Annotated in this window: 14 protein-coding genes; 3 read left to right on the plus strand and 11 right to left on the minus strand. The window is 73.2% G+C overall.

All coding sequences use genetic code 11. From position 1 onward, the window contains the following. Positions 1-2: 2 nt before the first annotated feature. Positions 3-842, minus strand: a complete 840-nt coding sequence (gene recO / locus Pen02_RS38230; RefSeq protein ID WP_203871084.1) for a DNA repair protein RecO — start codon at positions 840-842, stop codon at positions 3-5. Between the two features lie 175 nt (positions 843-1,017). Between recO and Pen02_RS38235 the strand changes: the two genes are divergently transcribed. Continuing rightward, positions 1,018-1,812 carry a DUF4097 family beta strand repeat-containing protein gene (locus tag Pen02_RS38235; RefSeq protein WP_203871085.1) on the plus strand — a complete coding sequence of 265 codons (795 nt, stop codon included), beginning with the start codon at positions 1,018-1,020 and terminating at the stop codon, positions 1,810-1,812. Here Pen02_RS38235 and Pen02_RS38240 read toward each other — a convergent pair. The 10 genes from Pen02_RS38240 to Pen02_RS38285 all read right to left on the minus strand — a co-directional run bounded on the left by Pen02_RS38240 (position 1,793) and on the right by Pen02_RS38285 (position 11,426). Further along, positions 1,793-3,037 carry an acyltransferase family protein gene (locus tag Pen02_RS38240; protein WP_239141951.1) on the minus strand — a complete coding sequence of 415 codons (1,245 nt, stop codon included), beginning with the start codon at positions 3,035-3,037 and terminating at the stop codon, positions 1,793-1,795. The genes Pen02_RS38235 and Pen02_RS38240 overlap by 20 nt on opposite strands. Positions 3,038-3,186: 149 nt before the next feature. Beyond that, positions 3,187-3,843: an MOSC domain-containing protein gene (locus tag Pen02_RS38245; RefSeq protein WP_203871086.1), complete on the minus strand. Its 657-nt coding sequence runs from the start codon at positions 3,841-3,843 to the stop codon at positions 3,187-3,189. A 137-nt stretch (positions 3,844-3,980) separates the two neighbouring features. Continuing rightward, on the minus strand, positions 3,981-4,820 hold the full coding sequence (locus tag Pen02_RS38250; protein ID WP_203871087.1) for an NAD-dependent epimerase/dehydratase family protein: 840 nt from the start codon (positions 4,818-4,820) through the stop codon (positions 3,981-3,983). Between the two features lie 37 nt (positions 4,821-4,857). After that, positions 4,858-5,889, minus strand: a complete 1,032-nt coding sequence (era, locus tag Pen02_RS38255; RefSeq protein ID WP_239141952.1) for a GTPase Era — start codon at positions 5,887-5,889, stop codon at positions 4,858-4,860. Further along, a complete protein-coding gene (locus tag Pen02_RS38260) occupies positions 5,886-6,281 on the minus strand; it encodes a cytidine deaminase-like protein (RefSeq protein ID WP_203871088.1) in 396 nt (131 codons plus the stop codon). Before Pen02_RS38260 ends, era begins: the two co-directional genes overlap by 4 nt. Continuing rightward, positions 6,274-7,707: a hemolysin family protein gene (locus Pen02_RS38265; protein WP_203871089.1), complete on the minus strand. Its 1,434-nt coding sequence runs from the start codon at positions 7,705-7,707 to the stop codon at positions 6,274-6,276. The genes Pen02_RS38260 and Pen02_RS38265 overlap by 8 nt, the downstream gene beginning before the upstream one ends. Beyond that, on the minus strand, positions 7,707-8,174 hold the full coding sequence (gene ybeY / locus Pen02_RS38270; RefSeq protein WP_203860297.1) for an rRNA maturation RNase YbeY: 468 nt from the start codon (positions 8,172-8,174) through the stop codon (positions 7,707-7,709). Before ybeY ends, Pen02_RS38265 begins: the two co-directional genes overlap by 1 nt. A 61-nt stretch (positions 8,175-8,235) precedes the next feature. Continuing rightward, positions 8,236-9,297 carry a PhoH family protein gene (locus Pen02_RS38275; protein WP_203871090.1) on the minus strand — a complete coding sequence of 354 codons (1,062 nt, stop codon included), beginning with the start codon at positions 9,295-9,297 and terminating at the stop codon, positions 8,236-8,238. Positions 9,298-9,570: 273 nt separating this feature from the next. Then, positions 9,571-10,962: a serine hydrolase domain-containing protein gene (locus Pen02_RS38280; protein ID WP_203871091.1), complete on the minus strand. Its 1,392-nt coding sequence runs from the start codon at positions 10,960-10,962 to the stop codon at positions 9,571-9,573. Between the two features lie 110 nt (positions 10,963-11,072). Further along, positions 11,073-11,426 (minus strand): histidine triad nucleotide-binding protein, encoded by a 354-nt coding sequence (locus Pen02_RS38285; protein ID WP_203871092.1) that lies wholly within the window; start codon positions 11,424-11,426, stop codon positions 11,073-11,075. A gap of 102 nt (positions 11,427-11,528) precedes the next feature. On the opposite strand from Pen02_RS38285, the gene Pen02_RS38290 reads away from it, so the two are divergent. Together Pen02_RS38290 and Pen02_RS38295 are read left to right on the plus strand one after the other, a co-directional pair. Further along, entirely contained in the window at positions 11,529-12,290 is a 762-nt protein-coding gene (locus Pen02_RS38290) for an SDR family NAD(P)-dependent oxidoreductase (RefSeq protein WP_203871093.1), read from the plus strand. Between the two features lie 244 nt (positions 12,291-12,534). Then, positions 12,535-15,009, plus strand: coding sequence for a beta-glucosidase (locus Pen02_RS38295; RefSeq protein ID WP_203871094.1), 2,475 nt, complete (start codon positions 12,535-12,537; stop codon positions 15,007-15,009). Positions 15,010-15,080: the final 71 nt, after the last annotated feature.

The following is a 15,080-nucleotide window of genomic DNA, read 5'->3' on the forward strand; positions in this document are numbered from 1 at the left end:
GATCACAGTGCTTCCTTCGTCCCGTCCGTCGCGCCGGGTCCCGGGACCTGCCGCGCCCGTTCCGTACGCTCGCCGGTCGAGCCCCTGTCGACCAGCGGCAACGAGCGTAACCCCCGCTCCAGATGCCATTGCAGGTGCGCCGCCACCAGCCCGCTGCACTCCCGCCGGTGCGGCGGCTCGGCGGCGTCCGCCGTCGGCCAGTCCCCGCCGGCCAGCGCGGCCATCAGGTCGAGGGTGGCCGGCGCCGGATGGGCGGCGCCGGGCGGCCGGCAGTCCGGACAGACCGAACCCCCGGCGGGTACGGAGAACGCGCCGTGCCGGCCCGGCGTACCGCAGACGGCGCAGCCGAGCAGTGCCGGTGCCCAGCCGGCCAGCCCCATCCCGCGCAGCAGGTACGCGTCCAGCACCAGCGTGCTGGCGTGCTCCCCGTCGGCCAGTGCGCGCAGCCCGCCCAGGGTGAGCTGGAACAGCCGCAGCGACGGCTCCCGCTCGACCGGGGTGAGCCGTTCCGCCGTCTCGGCGATCGCGCTGGCCGCCGTGTAGCGCGGATAGTCGGTGACGAACGCCTTGCCGTAGAGCCGGATCCCCTCGACCTGGCTGATCGAGTGCAGGGAACTGCCCTGCTCACCCTTTGGGTCACCGGCGAGCTGGAGGTCGACGTGGCCGAACGGCTCCAACCGGGCACCGAACCGCGAACTGGTCCGGCGTACCCCCCGGGCGACCGCCCGCAGCCGGCCGTGCCGGCGGGTCAGCAGGGTGATGATCCGGTCGGACTCGCCGAGTTTCTGCGCACGCAGCACCACCGCGTCGTCGCGGTAGAGCTGTCGGCGGTACCCGGGCACCCGCCCATTGTTCCCTGCCGGCGCACCGCGCCGGCCGGCCGGTCCGGGGCCAGGCGCGGACCGGTCCGCCGCCCGCCGACGATCGACCCTGAGAGGGTTCTCAGGGTCGCGGTCGGGGACGGCTCGGTGACCGACCCCGATGTGCCGCCCGTCGCCGCCCCATAGCGTTTCCGCCATGCTGGTTTCCCGGAGCAACGCCTCCGTCGCCGTCACCGGCGCACTCGCGCTGGCCGCCCTGGTCACCCTGGCCGGCTGCGACGGCTTCGCCGAGCAGCGCCTCACCTACGACCGCACCGAAGACGTGAAGATCACCGAAATCGAGGTCGTCCCCGGTGCCGGAGACGTGGTGGTCCGCACCGGAGCCGTGCAGAACGTCCGGATCGAGCGGGTGGTGCAGTACCGCGGCAGCGAGCCGAACGACGCCACCTACCGGATCGAGGGCACGAAGCTGATCCTGGACACCGACTGCGGTCGGCACTGCGGGGTGTCGTACGACGTCCTCGCCCCGACCGGCGTCGCGCTGCGCGGCACGAACGGCTCCGGTGACGTCAACCTGACCGCGCTGACCGAGGTGGACATCAAGGTCGGTTCCGGGGACATCTCGGTGACCGACGCGAGCGGCTCGGTACGCGCCGAGACCGGTTCCGGCGACATCACGCTCACCCGGCTGCCGGGTACCGTCTCCGCCCAGGCCGGCTCCGGATCGATCGAGGGCCGTTCGCTGGGCACCGGAAAGGTGACCGCGCGGACGGGTTCCGGGGACATCTCGCTGACCCTCGCCGCCGCCGGCCCGGTCCAGGCGAGCGCGTCGAGCGGCTCGATCGACCTGACCGTGCCGGCCGGCGGCTACCAGGTACGCGCCCAGGCCGACTCGGGCAGCACCGACGTGAAGGTGCCGAACGACCCGGCCGCGAAGAACGTACTCGACATCGAGACCGGCAGCGGCAACATCACCGTCCGACCGAGCTGAGCCGACCGGCGGATTCGGTCGGGGTGCCGACCACCCCGACCGGGTCCGCCGCCGTACCCGCCACTCCGGCCGGCCCGGCCGACGCACTCGGTACCCCGGCCGGCCCGGCCGACGCGCTCGGTACTCCGGCCCGGTCGACCGGCGCGCGACGTGCGCCGGTCGGCTGCCGGGCGGGCGGCACGGCGACGCCGGGCGGCGTCCGGAGCGTGCCGCTGGGCGACGTCCGGAGCGTGCCGCCGGGCAGCAGGCACGGTGGGCGGCGGGCCGCCAGGTCCTCGACCCAGCCGAAGAGCGCGACCGCGACCGCCACCAGCACCGCGACGGCGGCCAGCCGGGCCGCCAGGCCGAGCGTCGTGGAATGGGCCAGCCCCAACCCGGAGAGCAGTTCGTTGAGGGCGATCACGAACGGCATGTGCCAGAGGTAGACGGTCAGGGCCCGGCTGTTCAGCACCGTCACCGCCCGGCCCAGCGGCGCCCAGCGGTCGACCCAGCCGACGGCCGACGGCGCCAGCCCGAAGGCCAGCAGCACGAACGCGACGGACCAGAGCGCGTTGCCCAGCGGTACGTCGTTCAGGTCGTAGCCGCGCGGCCCCTGATGGGTGAAGATCCAGGCGAGCCCGGCCGCGCCGACCGGAACGGCGATCGCCACCAGCAGTCGGCGGGACATCCGTTTCAGCATCCCGTCGTGCTGGGCGAACCCGAGCAGCCACGCTCCGAAGTAGAGCCCGAAGTCCCGCAGCGTCGCCGGTGCGTCCGGATAGCCGAACTCCACCACCACCAGCAGCAGGTACGGCGCCACCACCGTCGGTACCGGCCAGCGCCGGAACAGCCAGCGGGCCGGTGGTGACAGGAGCACGAACCACAGGTAGTCGCGCAGATACCAGACCACGCTCAGCACCAGCGCGCCCCACTGGTTGGCCGGCGGATCGGCCAGCGGCAGTACCCAGAGCACCAGCCGCCAGGACGGTGCCAGCCCGGTGAGCAGCATGGCCGGTACGAAGATCGCCGCCAGCAGCCAGAGCGACGGCAGCAGCCGACGCAGCCGACGGCCGACGGCGGCCACGCCCGAGCGGTCGAGGGAACTGGCCATCAACGCCCCGGCCAGCGCAAACATCAGCGACATGGCCGGGAACGCCAGGGTGAGGAAGGCCCAGCCGGTGACGTGGTACACGACGACACGGACGATGGCGAGACAGCGGAGCAGGTCGTAGTACCGGTTTCGCATCAGCCTGACTTGGTGCCGGGGAGGAGTGGACGACGCCCTTCCTACCCCGCAACGCCGGCCGTACAACGGATTCCGGGAAGGTTCTCGGGTGAACCCTCCGGAAACTCACGGCAAATTGGCCGGACCTGCCGTCGCCGTCGACTACCGGGTCAATCGCCCAACCGGCGCCGCACCCTCTCCCGCAACTCCTCCGGAAGCCCCTCGACCAGCCGCAGCCGGGGCAACAACTCCGGCTCGGACATCCAGGCCCGGAACCCCTCGGCGACGGTCACCCCGTGCTCCGGCCGGTGCAGCACCGTCACCTCGTCACCGGCCCGCACCTCCCCCGGCCGCACCACCCGCAGGTACGCGCCCGGCCGGGCCGCCCCGGTGAAGGTCTTCAACCACTGTGGCAGACCCATCTTGAGCTGGAAGGTGCCGCACGGAATGCGCCCGAACGTGGTCTCCAGGACCAGGTCGGCGCCGATCCCCCACCGCTCGCCGAGCACCGCCCCGTTCACGTCCAGCCCGACGGTGGTGAGGTTCTCCCCGAACAGCCCACCGGGCAGCGGCCGACCCAGTTCCGCCTCCCACCAGTCGTAGTCCTCCCGGGCGTACGCGTAGACCGCCTGGTCGTCGCCGCCGTGGTGCTTGACGTCGAAGATCTGGTCACCGACCAGGCCACTGCCCAACCCGACGGTCTTCGGACCGGGCGCCCGGACGAGTACCGCCCCGTCCACCGGGCGCTTGTTGATGCCGGTGGTCCCGACCTCCTTGGCGCTGTTCGGCTCCGGCACCGCCAGGTTGACCGAGAGGATTTTCCCCATGGTTCCGCACCCTACCCGGGCCACTCTTCGACAAACACCGATTTGCCGGGGGCCGGCCCCGTCGTCCGTCGCTCCTTCGACCCGAGCCCGCGTCGGTCGTCGGTCTGCGGTTTCGTGCCCGTGGCGAGCGGGCCGGGTCAGTGCCGTTCGCCGAGCGGATAGCCGCAGAACTGTGCGCCGAGCAGCCCGGCGGTGCCGACCTCGCCGTCGAGCGGGCGTACCCGGTCGGCGTAGGACTCGGCGTCGTCCTCCGGCTCGTACCCGATCTCCCGGCCCTCGGCCAGCGACCACCAGCGTCGGCTGTTCCGGCTGATCCCCCAGAGCACCCGGAAACCGGTGGTCTCCGCCCGCAGACAGGCGTCGACCAGCCGGGCGCAGTCGTCCGGGGAAATCCAGTTCTCCAGACCGCTCACCCCGGGCGGTTCGGGAAAGCAGGCGCCGAGCCGCAGCGCGAAGACGGTCATGCCGAACCGGTCGGCGTAGAGGCTGCCGAGCGACTCGACGGCCGCCTTGGACCAGCCGTAGTAGGTGTCGGGGCGGGGCGGCACCGAGGACGGCACCCCGTCCGGACCGACCGGCGCGGGCACGCCGGCCGGGTCCGGGCTGGTGCCGGCCCGCTGGTACCAGCCGGCCGCATGGATCGACGAGGCGAGCAGCACCCGGGGTACGCCCGCCGTCCGGGCCGCCTCCAGCAGCCGCTGCGTGCCCTCCACGTTCACCCGGAGCAGTTCCGCCCAGGTGTCCTCGCCCGGGATCGCGGCAAGGTGCAGTACGGCGTCGGCCCCGGCACAGGCGGCCGACAGCGCCGCCGGGTCGAAGAGGTCGGCGCGGACGACCTCCACCGGTTCGCCGGGGTTGGCCGGAGCCTGCTCGGCGACGTCGAACAGCCGCAGGACCCGCCCCGGGCCGGCCAGCCGGGGCCGGAGCAGCCGCCCGACCCGCCCGGCCGCGCCGGTGACCAGCAGCCGTGCCGGCATCCGCGTCTCCCCTCCCCGGCCGATCCGTGGGCGGGGCTCAGAAGCCGAGTTTGCGGAGCTGCTTCGGATCCCGCTGCCAGTCCTTGGCCACCCGCACGTGCAGGTCGAGGTAGACCCGGGTGCCGAGCAGCTCCTCGATCTGCTGCCGGGCCCGGATGCCGACGTCCTTGAGCCGGCTGGCCCGCGCCCCGATCACGATCGCCTTCTGGCTGGACCGCTCCACGTACACGTCGGCGTAGATCTTCATCAGCCGGTCCTCGGGGATCATCTCCTCGACCACCACCGCGATCGAGTGCGGCAGTTCGTCCCGGACCCCCTCCAGGGCCGCCTCCCGGATCAGCTCGGCGACCAGGATCTGCTCCGGCTCGTCGGTGAGCATGTCGTCCGGATAGAGCTGCGGTGACGACGGCAGATAGCCGGTCATCACGTCGACCAGGGTGTCCACCTGGTGGCCGGAGACCGCGCTGACCGGTACCACCTCGGCGAAGTCGCCCAGCTCGCTGACGGCCAGCAACTGCTCGGCCAGCCGCTTCCGGTCCACCAGGTCGGTCTTGGTCACCACCGCCAGCACCTTGGCCTTCAGCTCGGCCAGCTCGCCGGTGATGAACCGGTCGCCCCGGCCGATCGGCTCGTCCGCCGGGATGCAGAGGCCGATCACGTCGACCTCGCTCCAGGTCTGCCGGACCAGGTCGTTCAGCCGCTCGCCGAGCAGGGTACGCGGCCGGTGCAGGCCCGGCGTGTCCACCAGGACGAGCTGCGAGTCCGGCCGGTGCAGGACGGCCCGGATCACGTGCCGGGTGGTCTGCGGCTTGTTGGAGGTGATGGCGATCTTCTGCCCGACGATCGCGTTGGTCAGCGTCGACTTGCCGGCGTTCGGCCGCCCGACGAAGCAGGCGAACCCGGCCCGGTAACCGGCCTCCTGGCGAGGGCCGCCCGACCGCTGACCGGCCGCCCTGCCACCGGACCGCTGATCAGCAGCCCTGCCGCCGGACTGGTGACCGGCCGCCTCGCCCGTCGACCGGCGGCCGGCCTCGTCGCTCGATCGGTGGCCGGAGGGGGCCGCCGTCACTGGAGCACCGTGCCGAGCAGGGTGCCGTCCGGGGCGGCGACGTGGATCGGGGCGTCCGCCGCGAGGTCGCGCACGGCGGCGTGGCCGGCGCCGTCCAGCGTCGACGCCTCGGTGACCACCGCACCGGCCTCCAACCGGGTCGCCCCGGCGGCGACCGCCGAGGCGACCGCGAGCTGCAACGCGGTGATGGTCAGCGACGGCAGCGAGACGCTGGCGGCGGCGTACGTCCGGCCGTCCTGGTCGCGTACTGCCGCGCCCTCGACCGCGCCGATCCGGCCCCGGGCACCCCGGGCCAGCACCACCAGCTTGGTGTCCTCGGCGGTCAGTTCGACCGTCGCCGACGGGGTGTGCTCGCCGGCCGGGACGGTCGGGGCGGCGGACGGGTCAGGCATCGGCGGGTTGCCTCTCCTCGGCCCGGGAGTGCTGCTCCCGGGTGCTCTGTGCGCCCCGCAACTCGGGGTCGGTACGGGTCTGCTGCTGCTCCGGCCCGTCCGCCTCGGTGAGCCGGCGGACCAGTACGGAGTCGATGTGGTTGCGTCGGCCGGTGGTGCCCTCGGCGATCAGCCGCAGCCCACCCACGTCTGCCGAGGCACCGGGCAACGGCACCCGGCCGAGGGCCTGGGCGAGCAGCCCGCCGACGGTCTCCACCTCGTCGGCCGGCAACTCGACGTCGAACAGCTCGCCGAGATCCTCGACCGGCAGCCGGGCGGTGACCCGCACCTGGTCGTCGTCGAGGCGCTCGACCGGCGGACGTTCGACGTCGTACTCGTCGGTGATCTCGCCGACGATCTCCTCCAGGATGTCCTCGATGGTGACCAGCCCGCCGGTGCCGCCGTACTCGTCGACGACGATCACCATGTGGGTGCGGGCGGCCTGCATCTCGGAGAGCAGGTCGTCGACCGGCTTCGACTCCGGCACGAAGGTGGCGGTACGCATCACCTCGGAGACCGGCCGCTGTGCGGCGGCGGGGTCCTCGCCCTGGGTCTGCCGGATCACGTCCTTGAGGTAGAGCACCCCGAGCACGTCGTCCACGCTCTCGCCGATCACCGGGATCCGGGAGAAGCCGGAACGGAGGAAGAGCACCAGTGCCTGCGGCAGCTTCTTGTGCGCCTCGATCCAGACCATCTCGGTACGCGGCACCATCACCTCGCGGACGATGGTCTCGCCGAGCGCGAAGACGGAGTGGATCATCTGCCGCTCGCCGTGCTCCACGACGCCGCGCTGCTCGGCCAGGTCGACCAGCTCGCGCAACTCCACCTGGGTGGCGAACGGGCCCTCGCGGAACCCGCGCCCCGGCGTCACCGCGTTGCCGATCAGGATCAGCAGCGAGGCGAGCGGGTTCAGCACCCGGCCCAGCCAGCGGACCAGCGGCGCGGTGACCCGGCCGACCGCGTACGCGTGCTGCCGGCCGATGGTGCGCGGCGCGACGCCGACCACCACGAAGCTGACCACGGTCATCGCGCCCGCGGTGACCAGGGCGGCGGTCCAGCCGGCGCCGAACGTGTCGACCGCGACCAGCGCCACCAGTACGGTCGCGGTCAGCTCGCAGAGCAGCCGCAGCAACAGCAGCAGGTTGATGTGCCGGACCGCGTCGGCGGCGACGAGTTGCAGGGTGCGCGCGCCGCGTACGCCGTCCCGGGCCAGCTCGCCGGCCTGGGCCGGGGAGACCGCACCGAGTGCGGCGTCGGCCATCGCGAAGATCCCGGCGAGCACCACCAGACCGGCGGCGAAGAACAGCAGTGCGAGATCGGGCAGGCCGCCCGGGGCGCTGGCGGACGACGCCAGGGACGCGGGCAGCGCGGCTAAATGGTCAGGCATCACTGGGCCCGCGTCGCGCGCCAGCTGTCCAGGAGCCGCGCCTGTAGCGCGAACATCTCCCGTTCCTCCTCCGGTTCGGCGTGGTCGTAGCCGAGCAGGTGCAGTACGCCGTGCACGGTCAGCAGGTGCAGCTCGTCGGCGGCCGAGTGTCCGGCGGTGGCGGCCTGCTTGGCGGCCACCTCCGGGCAGAGCACGATGTCGCCGAGCAGCGCCGGCTCACCGCCGTTGACCTCGCCGGGCCCGTGGTCGACACTGCCCTCGTCCATCGGGAAGGCGAGTACGTCGGTGGGGCCGTCCCCACCCATCCAGCGGTGGTTCAGCTCGGTCATGTAGTCGACGTCGACGAGCAGCACCGACAGCTCGGCGAGGGAGTTCACTCCCATCTCGTCGAGGGCGTGCCGGGCGACGGAGAGCACCGCGTCGGTGTCGACGGCGCTCCCCGACTCGTTGGCGATCTCGATGGACAACTGGTTCCCCTGATGCACTGTCGGAAGCTGTGGTGGTGATGGCACTACTGTCGGGCGGGTGCTAGCGGCGCCGGCCGGCCCGACCGCCGTGCGCGGTCCGCCCCGGTACGGCGTGCACGCCCTGGCCCTGCTGCTGGGACTCCCGCTCGGCGTCCCAGCGGGCGTACGCGTCCACGATGTCACTGACCAGCCGGTGCCGCACGACGTCGGAGCTGGAGAGTTGGGAGAAGTGCACGTCCTCCACGCCCTCCAGGATCTCGCGTACGGCCCGCAGGCCGCTGGTCGTGCCGCCGGGCAGGTCGACCTGGGTGACGTCACCGGTCACCACGATCTTGGAGCCGAAGCCCAGCCGGGTCAGGAACATCTTCATCTGCTCGGGCGTGGTGTTCTGCGCCTCGTCAAGGATGATGAAAGCGTCATTAAGGGTTCTTCCGCGCATATATGCCAGCGGCGCGACCTCGATCGTCCCGGCGGCCATCAGCTTCGGGATCGAGTCCGGGTCGAGCATGTCGTGCAGCGCGTCGTAGAGCGGGCGCAGGTAGGGATCGATCTTCTCGTGCAGCGTGCCGGGCAGGAAGCCGAGCCGCTCGCCCGCCTCGACCGCCGGCCGGGTCAGGATGATCCGGTTCACCTGCTTGGCCTGGAGTGCCTGCACGGCCTTGGCCATCGCCAGGTAGGTCTTGCCGGTGCCGGCCGGGCCGATGCCGAAGACGATGGTCTTCCCGTCGATCGCGTCGACGTACCGCTTCTGGCCCAGCGTCTTGGGCCGGATGGTCCGTCCGCGCCGGGACAGGATGTTGAGCGTCAGCACCTCGGCGGGGCGCTCGGTGCCGCCCTGCTCGATCATGCCGAGGGTACGCCGCACGGCGTCGGTCGTCAGCGTCTCGCCCTTCTCGATCAACTCAAGCAGCTCGGTGAAGAGCCGCTCGGCGAGGGCGTTCTCGGCAGGGGCACCGGTGAGGGTGATCTCGTTTCCCCGGACGTGCACGTCACTGGGGATCGACCGCTCGATGAGCCGCAGGATCTCGTCGCCCGCGCCGAGCAGATTAACCATGATCTTGGGGTCAGGAACCGTGATCCTGGTCTGCACCCGGGTCTGCCCGGGGGGTGGGGTACCGGTCATGGGTCGGGCCCGAGGCCCTGTGCCACCTGCTTCCGATCTCGGTGCCGCCTCGCCACCGGAAGGCTTCCGGCTGGTCGCGCGACGTGCGGACGTTGCAGTCATCGTATCCGTTCAACGCCGACGGCACGCTGCCCATTTCCGCCAGCTTCCACCGGCCTGGGCAGGTCGTCCTGCAATCCGTCCCGGGCCGTCGCCCGCCCGGCGTACCGGGGCCGGAACACCGTCCGCCAGAACCGGACATTCTTGGACATACAAGCGCCCGGCGGTCGGCGGTCAGCCGGTCCGGAAGTCGAAGCGGTCGAAGGTCTCCTGGCGCCGGGTGAACCGGTAGGTGGCCCAGTGCAGGCCGACCACCTCGCCCCGGTCGTCCCGGGTCAGCCGGAGCAGCTCGCCGACCTCCCGGCCGGAGACCGTACGCAGCACGTCCGGGCGGTCCGGCAACGGCGTGAAGACCGCCGGCGGCTTGCCGGCCGGGTCGGCCGCGCCCCGGGCCCGCAGGGCGCCGTCCCGCCAGGAGAAGACGTACTCGAAGCCCTCGCCCCACCACCGGCCGAGCAGCCCCCGGTACGGCTCCGGCGCCGGCTCGCCCGGAGTCCACGGCACGATGTCGGCGGGATCCTCCCGGGCCGAGGCGGCGAGGATCTGGTGGGCCAGTTCGTTGACCGCGACCCCGGTGCCGGAGGAGCCGAGCACCGCAGCGCCCATCGCCCCGGGCGTACCGGAGCCGCCCCGCCGGCCGTAGACGCTGGCCAGGAAGCCGGGCATCGCCCCGTCGTGCCCGACGTGCAGTACCCGCTCGGCGGCGCCCGACGCGTCCCGCTGGGGCAGCAGGATCAGCCCCAGGCCGAACCCGGCCGACCAGAGCGTCTCGTCGGTGACCGTCAGCGGCCAGCGCATCTCGTCGAGGGTGGTCGACCGGAGCACCGCACCGGCCGGGTCCACCGCCGCCGGGTCGGCCAGGAACGCCGCCCAGCGGGCCATGTCGGAGGCGGTACTCCAGAGCTGGGCGGCCGGCCCGACCGCGCCGAGGTCGGTGTTCGGCTCCGGCCGGGCGTGGTCGGAGTAGGCGTCGACCAGGAAGCCGGTCGCCGCGCCGGCCGGCGGCTGCGGGGTGGTGTCGGCCAGCCCGAGCGGACCGAGTACCCGGTCGGCGAGCACCTCCGCCCAGGTGCCGCCGCGCAGCCGGGCCACGGCCTGGCCGAGCAGTGCGGCACCGAGGTTGGAGTAGTGGAACCGGCGGGCCGGTGGCAGCACCCGCTCGGCCCGGGCCAGGTCGGCGAGGAACTCGTCGAGTTCCGGGCTGTGCAGGGTGTCCCACACGTCGCCGTACGGCTCCCGCTGCACTCCGGAGGTGTGCGACAGCAGCCGGCGTACGGTCAGTTCGCCGTGCGCCGGTACGTCCAGGTGCGCCCCGACCGGGTCGTCCAGGTCGAGCAGTCCGTCGTCCCGACACTGCAACACGAGTACGGCGGTGAAGGTCTTGGTCACCGAGCCGATCCGGAACGCGGTGCCCGGGCCGAGCGGGGCGTCGTTGCCGGTGCCGCCGACCGTGCAGGTCCAGAGCGGCCGGTCGGCCCGGTGCAGCGCGGCCGACACCGCCGGGATCCGCGACTCGGCCTGCGCCTGCCGGACCAGCCGCTCGAACTGCCGGTTCACCTCGGTCATGATCCCCCCTCGCAAGATCACGGATCATATGCCAGCGCGCCGGGGTCGCCGGCCCGGCGGGCGGACCGCCGGCCGGGCTGACCTGCCGGACCGGCCGAGGGGAGGTGTGCTCAGCGGGCCAGCATCGGCCCCAACGGCTCGCCGCCGAGCACGTGTGCGTGCGCGTGGAAGACCTCCTGTCCACCGTACGGACCGGTGTTGAAGATCAACCGGAAGCCGTCGGCGACCAGTCCTTCGGTCTCGGCCACCACCGCCGCGGTCCCGAGTACGTCGCCGGCCAGCCCGGGATCGGCCTCGGTCAGGGTCACCACGTCGGCGTAGTGCTCCTTCGGGATCACCAGCACGTGCACCGGAGCCTTCGGGGCGATGTCCCGGAAGGCGAGCGTGGTCTCGGTCTCCCGGACGACGGTGGCCGGAATCTCGCCCGCGACGATCCGGCAGAACAGGCAGTCGTTCTCCATCATCGGAATCGTAGGGGCTGCCGCCCCCGACCGCGTGCCGGCGGGTGGCCGGGCTGACCGTGGGCCGGGGTTCCGGGACGGGGTGCCGACCGGCATCATGATCGAATGACTGGACGCGCGGTGCTGGTGACGGGGGCCTCCCGAGGGATCGGGCGGGCGGCGGCGACGCTGTTCGCCGCCGGTGGCGATCGGGTGGCCGTACACCACCGCGACTCGACGCCGCTGGCCGAGCAACTCGTCGCGGAACTGCCCGGCGAGGGGCACCTGGTGGTCCGGGCCGACCTCGCCGACCCGGACGAGGTACGCGCGATGGTCGACGACGCGGCCGACCGACTCGGCGGACTCGACGTACTGGTGAACAACGCCGGAGTCTTCGGCAGCGTCGACCCCGGACATCCGCTCTTCGACTCCTCCTACGAGCAGTGGCAACAGCAGTGGCGGCGCACCCTCGACGTCAACCTGCTCGGCGTGGCCAACACGATCTGGTGCGCCGCCCGGCACCTGCGGCAGCCGGGTGGCCGGATCGTCAACGTCTCCTCCCGGGGCGCGTTCCGGGGCGAGCCGACCCAACCGGCGTACGGCGCCAGCAAGGCCGGGCTGAACTCGCTCGGCCAGTCGCTCGCGGTGGCGCTGGCCCCGTACGGCATCGCGGTCGCCACGGTCGCGCCCGGCTTCGTCGAGACGGACATGACCAACGAGCACCTCAAGGCGCCGCGCGGGGACGCGATCCGGGCGCAGAGTCCGTTCAACCGGGTCGCCCGGCCCGAGGAGATCGCCGCTGCGGTGCACTGGCTGGCCTCGCCGGAGGCGGAGTGGGCCTCCGGCACCATCGTCGACCTCAACGGCGCCTCCTACCTGCGCACCTGAGCAGCGCGTCCGGGCGCACCCGAGCAGCTTGCGTCCGGGCGCACCTGACCCGCACCTCGACACGACGGGACAGCACCCCGACACGACAGCACAGCACCCCGACACGACGGGAAAGCATCCCGGCACGACAGGACAGCACCTCGGCGCACCTGGGCCGCATCCCGGCGCGACGGCGGTCGTGGAGGGCGGCGGGTGGTTCCGACTGGCAGGATGATCGATATCCGGGCGGGCGGAAGGGGCGACGATGGCGGTGGATCGACGGGACGCGGCAACGGTCGACGGGACCGAGGCGGTGGTCGACGGGACCGAGGCGGTGGTCGAGCGGGCCCTGACCGCGCTGGACCTGGAGACGAAGGTCCGGCTCCTCTCCGGTCAGGACTTCTGGACCCTGCCGGGCGTACCCGCGATCGGGCTCGGCTCGCTGGTGATGTCGGACGGCCCGATCGGAATCCGTGGCGTCCGCTGGACCCCGCACGACCCGTCGATCGCGCTGCCCAGCCCGACGGCACTCGCCGCCACCTGGGATCCCGGGCTGGCCCGGCAGGCCGGCCGGCTGCTCGGCGCCGAGTGCCGACGCAAGGGCATCCACCTGCTCCTGGCCCCCACCGTCAACCTGCACCGCAGCCCGCTCGGCGGCCGGCACTTCGAGTGCTACTCGGAGGATCCGCTGCTCACCGCCGAGATCGGCGTCGGCTACGTCAGCGGCGTGCAGGACGTCGGGGTGGGCGCCACGGTCAAGCACCTGGTCGCCAACGACTCGGAGACCGAGCGGATGACGGTGGACGTACGGGTCACCGAGCGGGCGCTCCGGGAGGTCTACCTCGCCCCGTTCGAACGGATCGTCGCCGCCGGGGTGTGGGCGGTGATGGCGGCGTACAACGGGGTCAACGGCTTCACGATGACCGAGCACGGCGGGCTGCTCCGGGACCTGCTCAAGCGGGAGTGGGGCTTCGACGGGCTGGTGGTCTCCGACTGGACGGCGACGCGGAGCACCGAGGCGTCGGCGAACGCCGGGCTCGACGTGGTGATGCCGGCCGTGGGCGACCCGTGGGGCGACGCGCTGGTCGCCGCCGTCCGCGCCGGGTCCGTCGCCGAGGCGGAGGTGGACGAGAAGGTACGCCGGGTGCTCCGGCTCGCCGGCCGGGTCGGGCTGCTCGACGGCGTACCCCCGGCGGTGGCCCCGGCCGACCTGCCGCGCCCGGCGGACGGCGCCGGCCTGGCACACACGGTCGCGGTCCGGTCGTTCGTACTGGCCCGCAACGACGGTGAGCTGCTGCCGCTCGATCCCGGCCGGCTGCGCCGGGTCGCGGTGCTCGGCGCGCTCGCCGACGACGCCCGGATCCAGGGCGGCGGCAGTGCCCTGGTCGCGCCGCCGCACGCCGTCTCCCCGCTCGCCGGGCTGACCGCCGCGCTCCCCGACACCGACCTCCGGTACGCGGTCGGCGCCGATCCCCGGCTCCGGCTGCCGGCGGCCGGCGGGGTGGCCTGGACCCCGATCACCGCGACGCTGCGCGACGCCGACGGCCGGCAGCGCTACCGGGCCGAGTTGGACCGGGCGACGGTGCGCTGGATGGGCGACCTGCCGGACGGACTGCCCCTCGCCGAGCTGTCCACCGTCGAGATCGCCGCTACCCACACGCCGCTGGCCAGCGGCACCGCCCGGCTCTCGGTCGAGGGCTTCGGGGTGTTCGCGCTGACCGTGGACGGCACGGAACTCTTCGACGGCCCGCTCTACGACCCGGCCGAGGAGCCCGGCACCGTCTTCCGGGCCACCGTCGAGCGCCGGTTCGAGATCCCGGTCCGAGCCGGCGAGCCGGTCGAGGTACGGCTCACCCGGCGGATGGTCGACGGCGACCACCCCGGCTTCGTCTCGTTCACCCTCGGGCACGCCGAGCCCGGCACGGCGACCGCGGACGACCTGCTCGACGAGGCCGTCCGGGTGGCCGCCGACGCCGACGTGGCGGTGGTGGTGGTCGGTACCACCGAGGAGGTGGAGTCGGAGGGGTTCGACCGGAGCACGCTGGCGCTGCCGGGCCGGCAGGACGAGCTGGTCTCCCGGGTCGCGGTGGCCAATCCCCGTACGGTGGTGGTGGTCAACGCCGGCTCACCCGTGCTGATGCCCTGGGTCGACGAGGTGGGCGCGGTCCTGCTCACCTGGTTCCCCGGCCAGGAGGCCGGGGCGGCGCTCGCCGACGTGCTGCTGGGGCGCGCCGAGCCGGGCGGACGGCTGCCCACCACCTGGCCACGCCGGGCGGAGGACTGCCCGGCGCTGGACACCACCCCGGTCGACGGGGTGCTCGACTACACCGACGGCGTCTTCGTCGGCTACCGGGGCTGGCAGGCCGAACCGCTCTTCCCGTTCGGGCACGGGCTCGGCTACACCGACTGGAGCTACGGGTCGCTGGCCGTCGAGGACGGACCGGGCGGGCCGGTCGCGGTGGTCACGGTCCGGAACACCGGCGCCCGTCCGGGCCGCGAGGTGGTGCAGGTGTACGTCGGCCCGGAGACCGCCGAGCCGGACCGTCCCGTGCGCTGGCTGGCCGGCTTCGCCGCTGCCGGCGCGGCGCCCGGCGAGACGGTCACCGTCCGGGTGCCACTGCCGGCGCGGACCTTCCAGATCTGGGGGCCGGACGGCTGGCAGACCCGGCCCGGTCGCTACCGGGTCGAGGCGGCGCACAGCCTCGCCGACGTCCGGCTGACCGGCACCGTCGACATCTGACCCGGGACCGGCCGCTGCCGCCTCCGCCGGCCCGGCCGCCAGCGGAGGTGCGCGGCATCGCCCGCCCACGA

The sequence above is a fragment of the Plantactinospora endophytica genome (assembly GCF_016862915.1).
Lineage (GTDB): Bacteria > Actinomycetota > Actinomycetes > Mycobacteriales > Micromonosporaceae > Plantactinospora > Plantactinospora endophytica.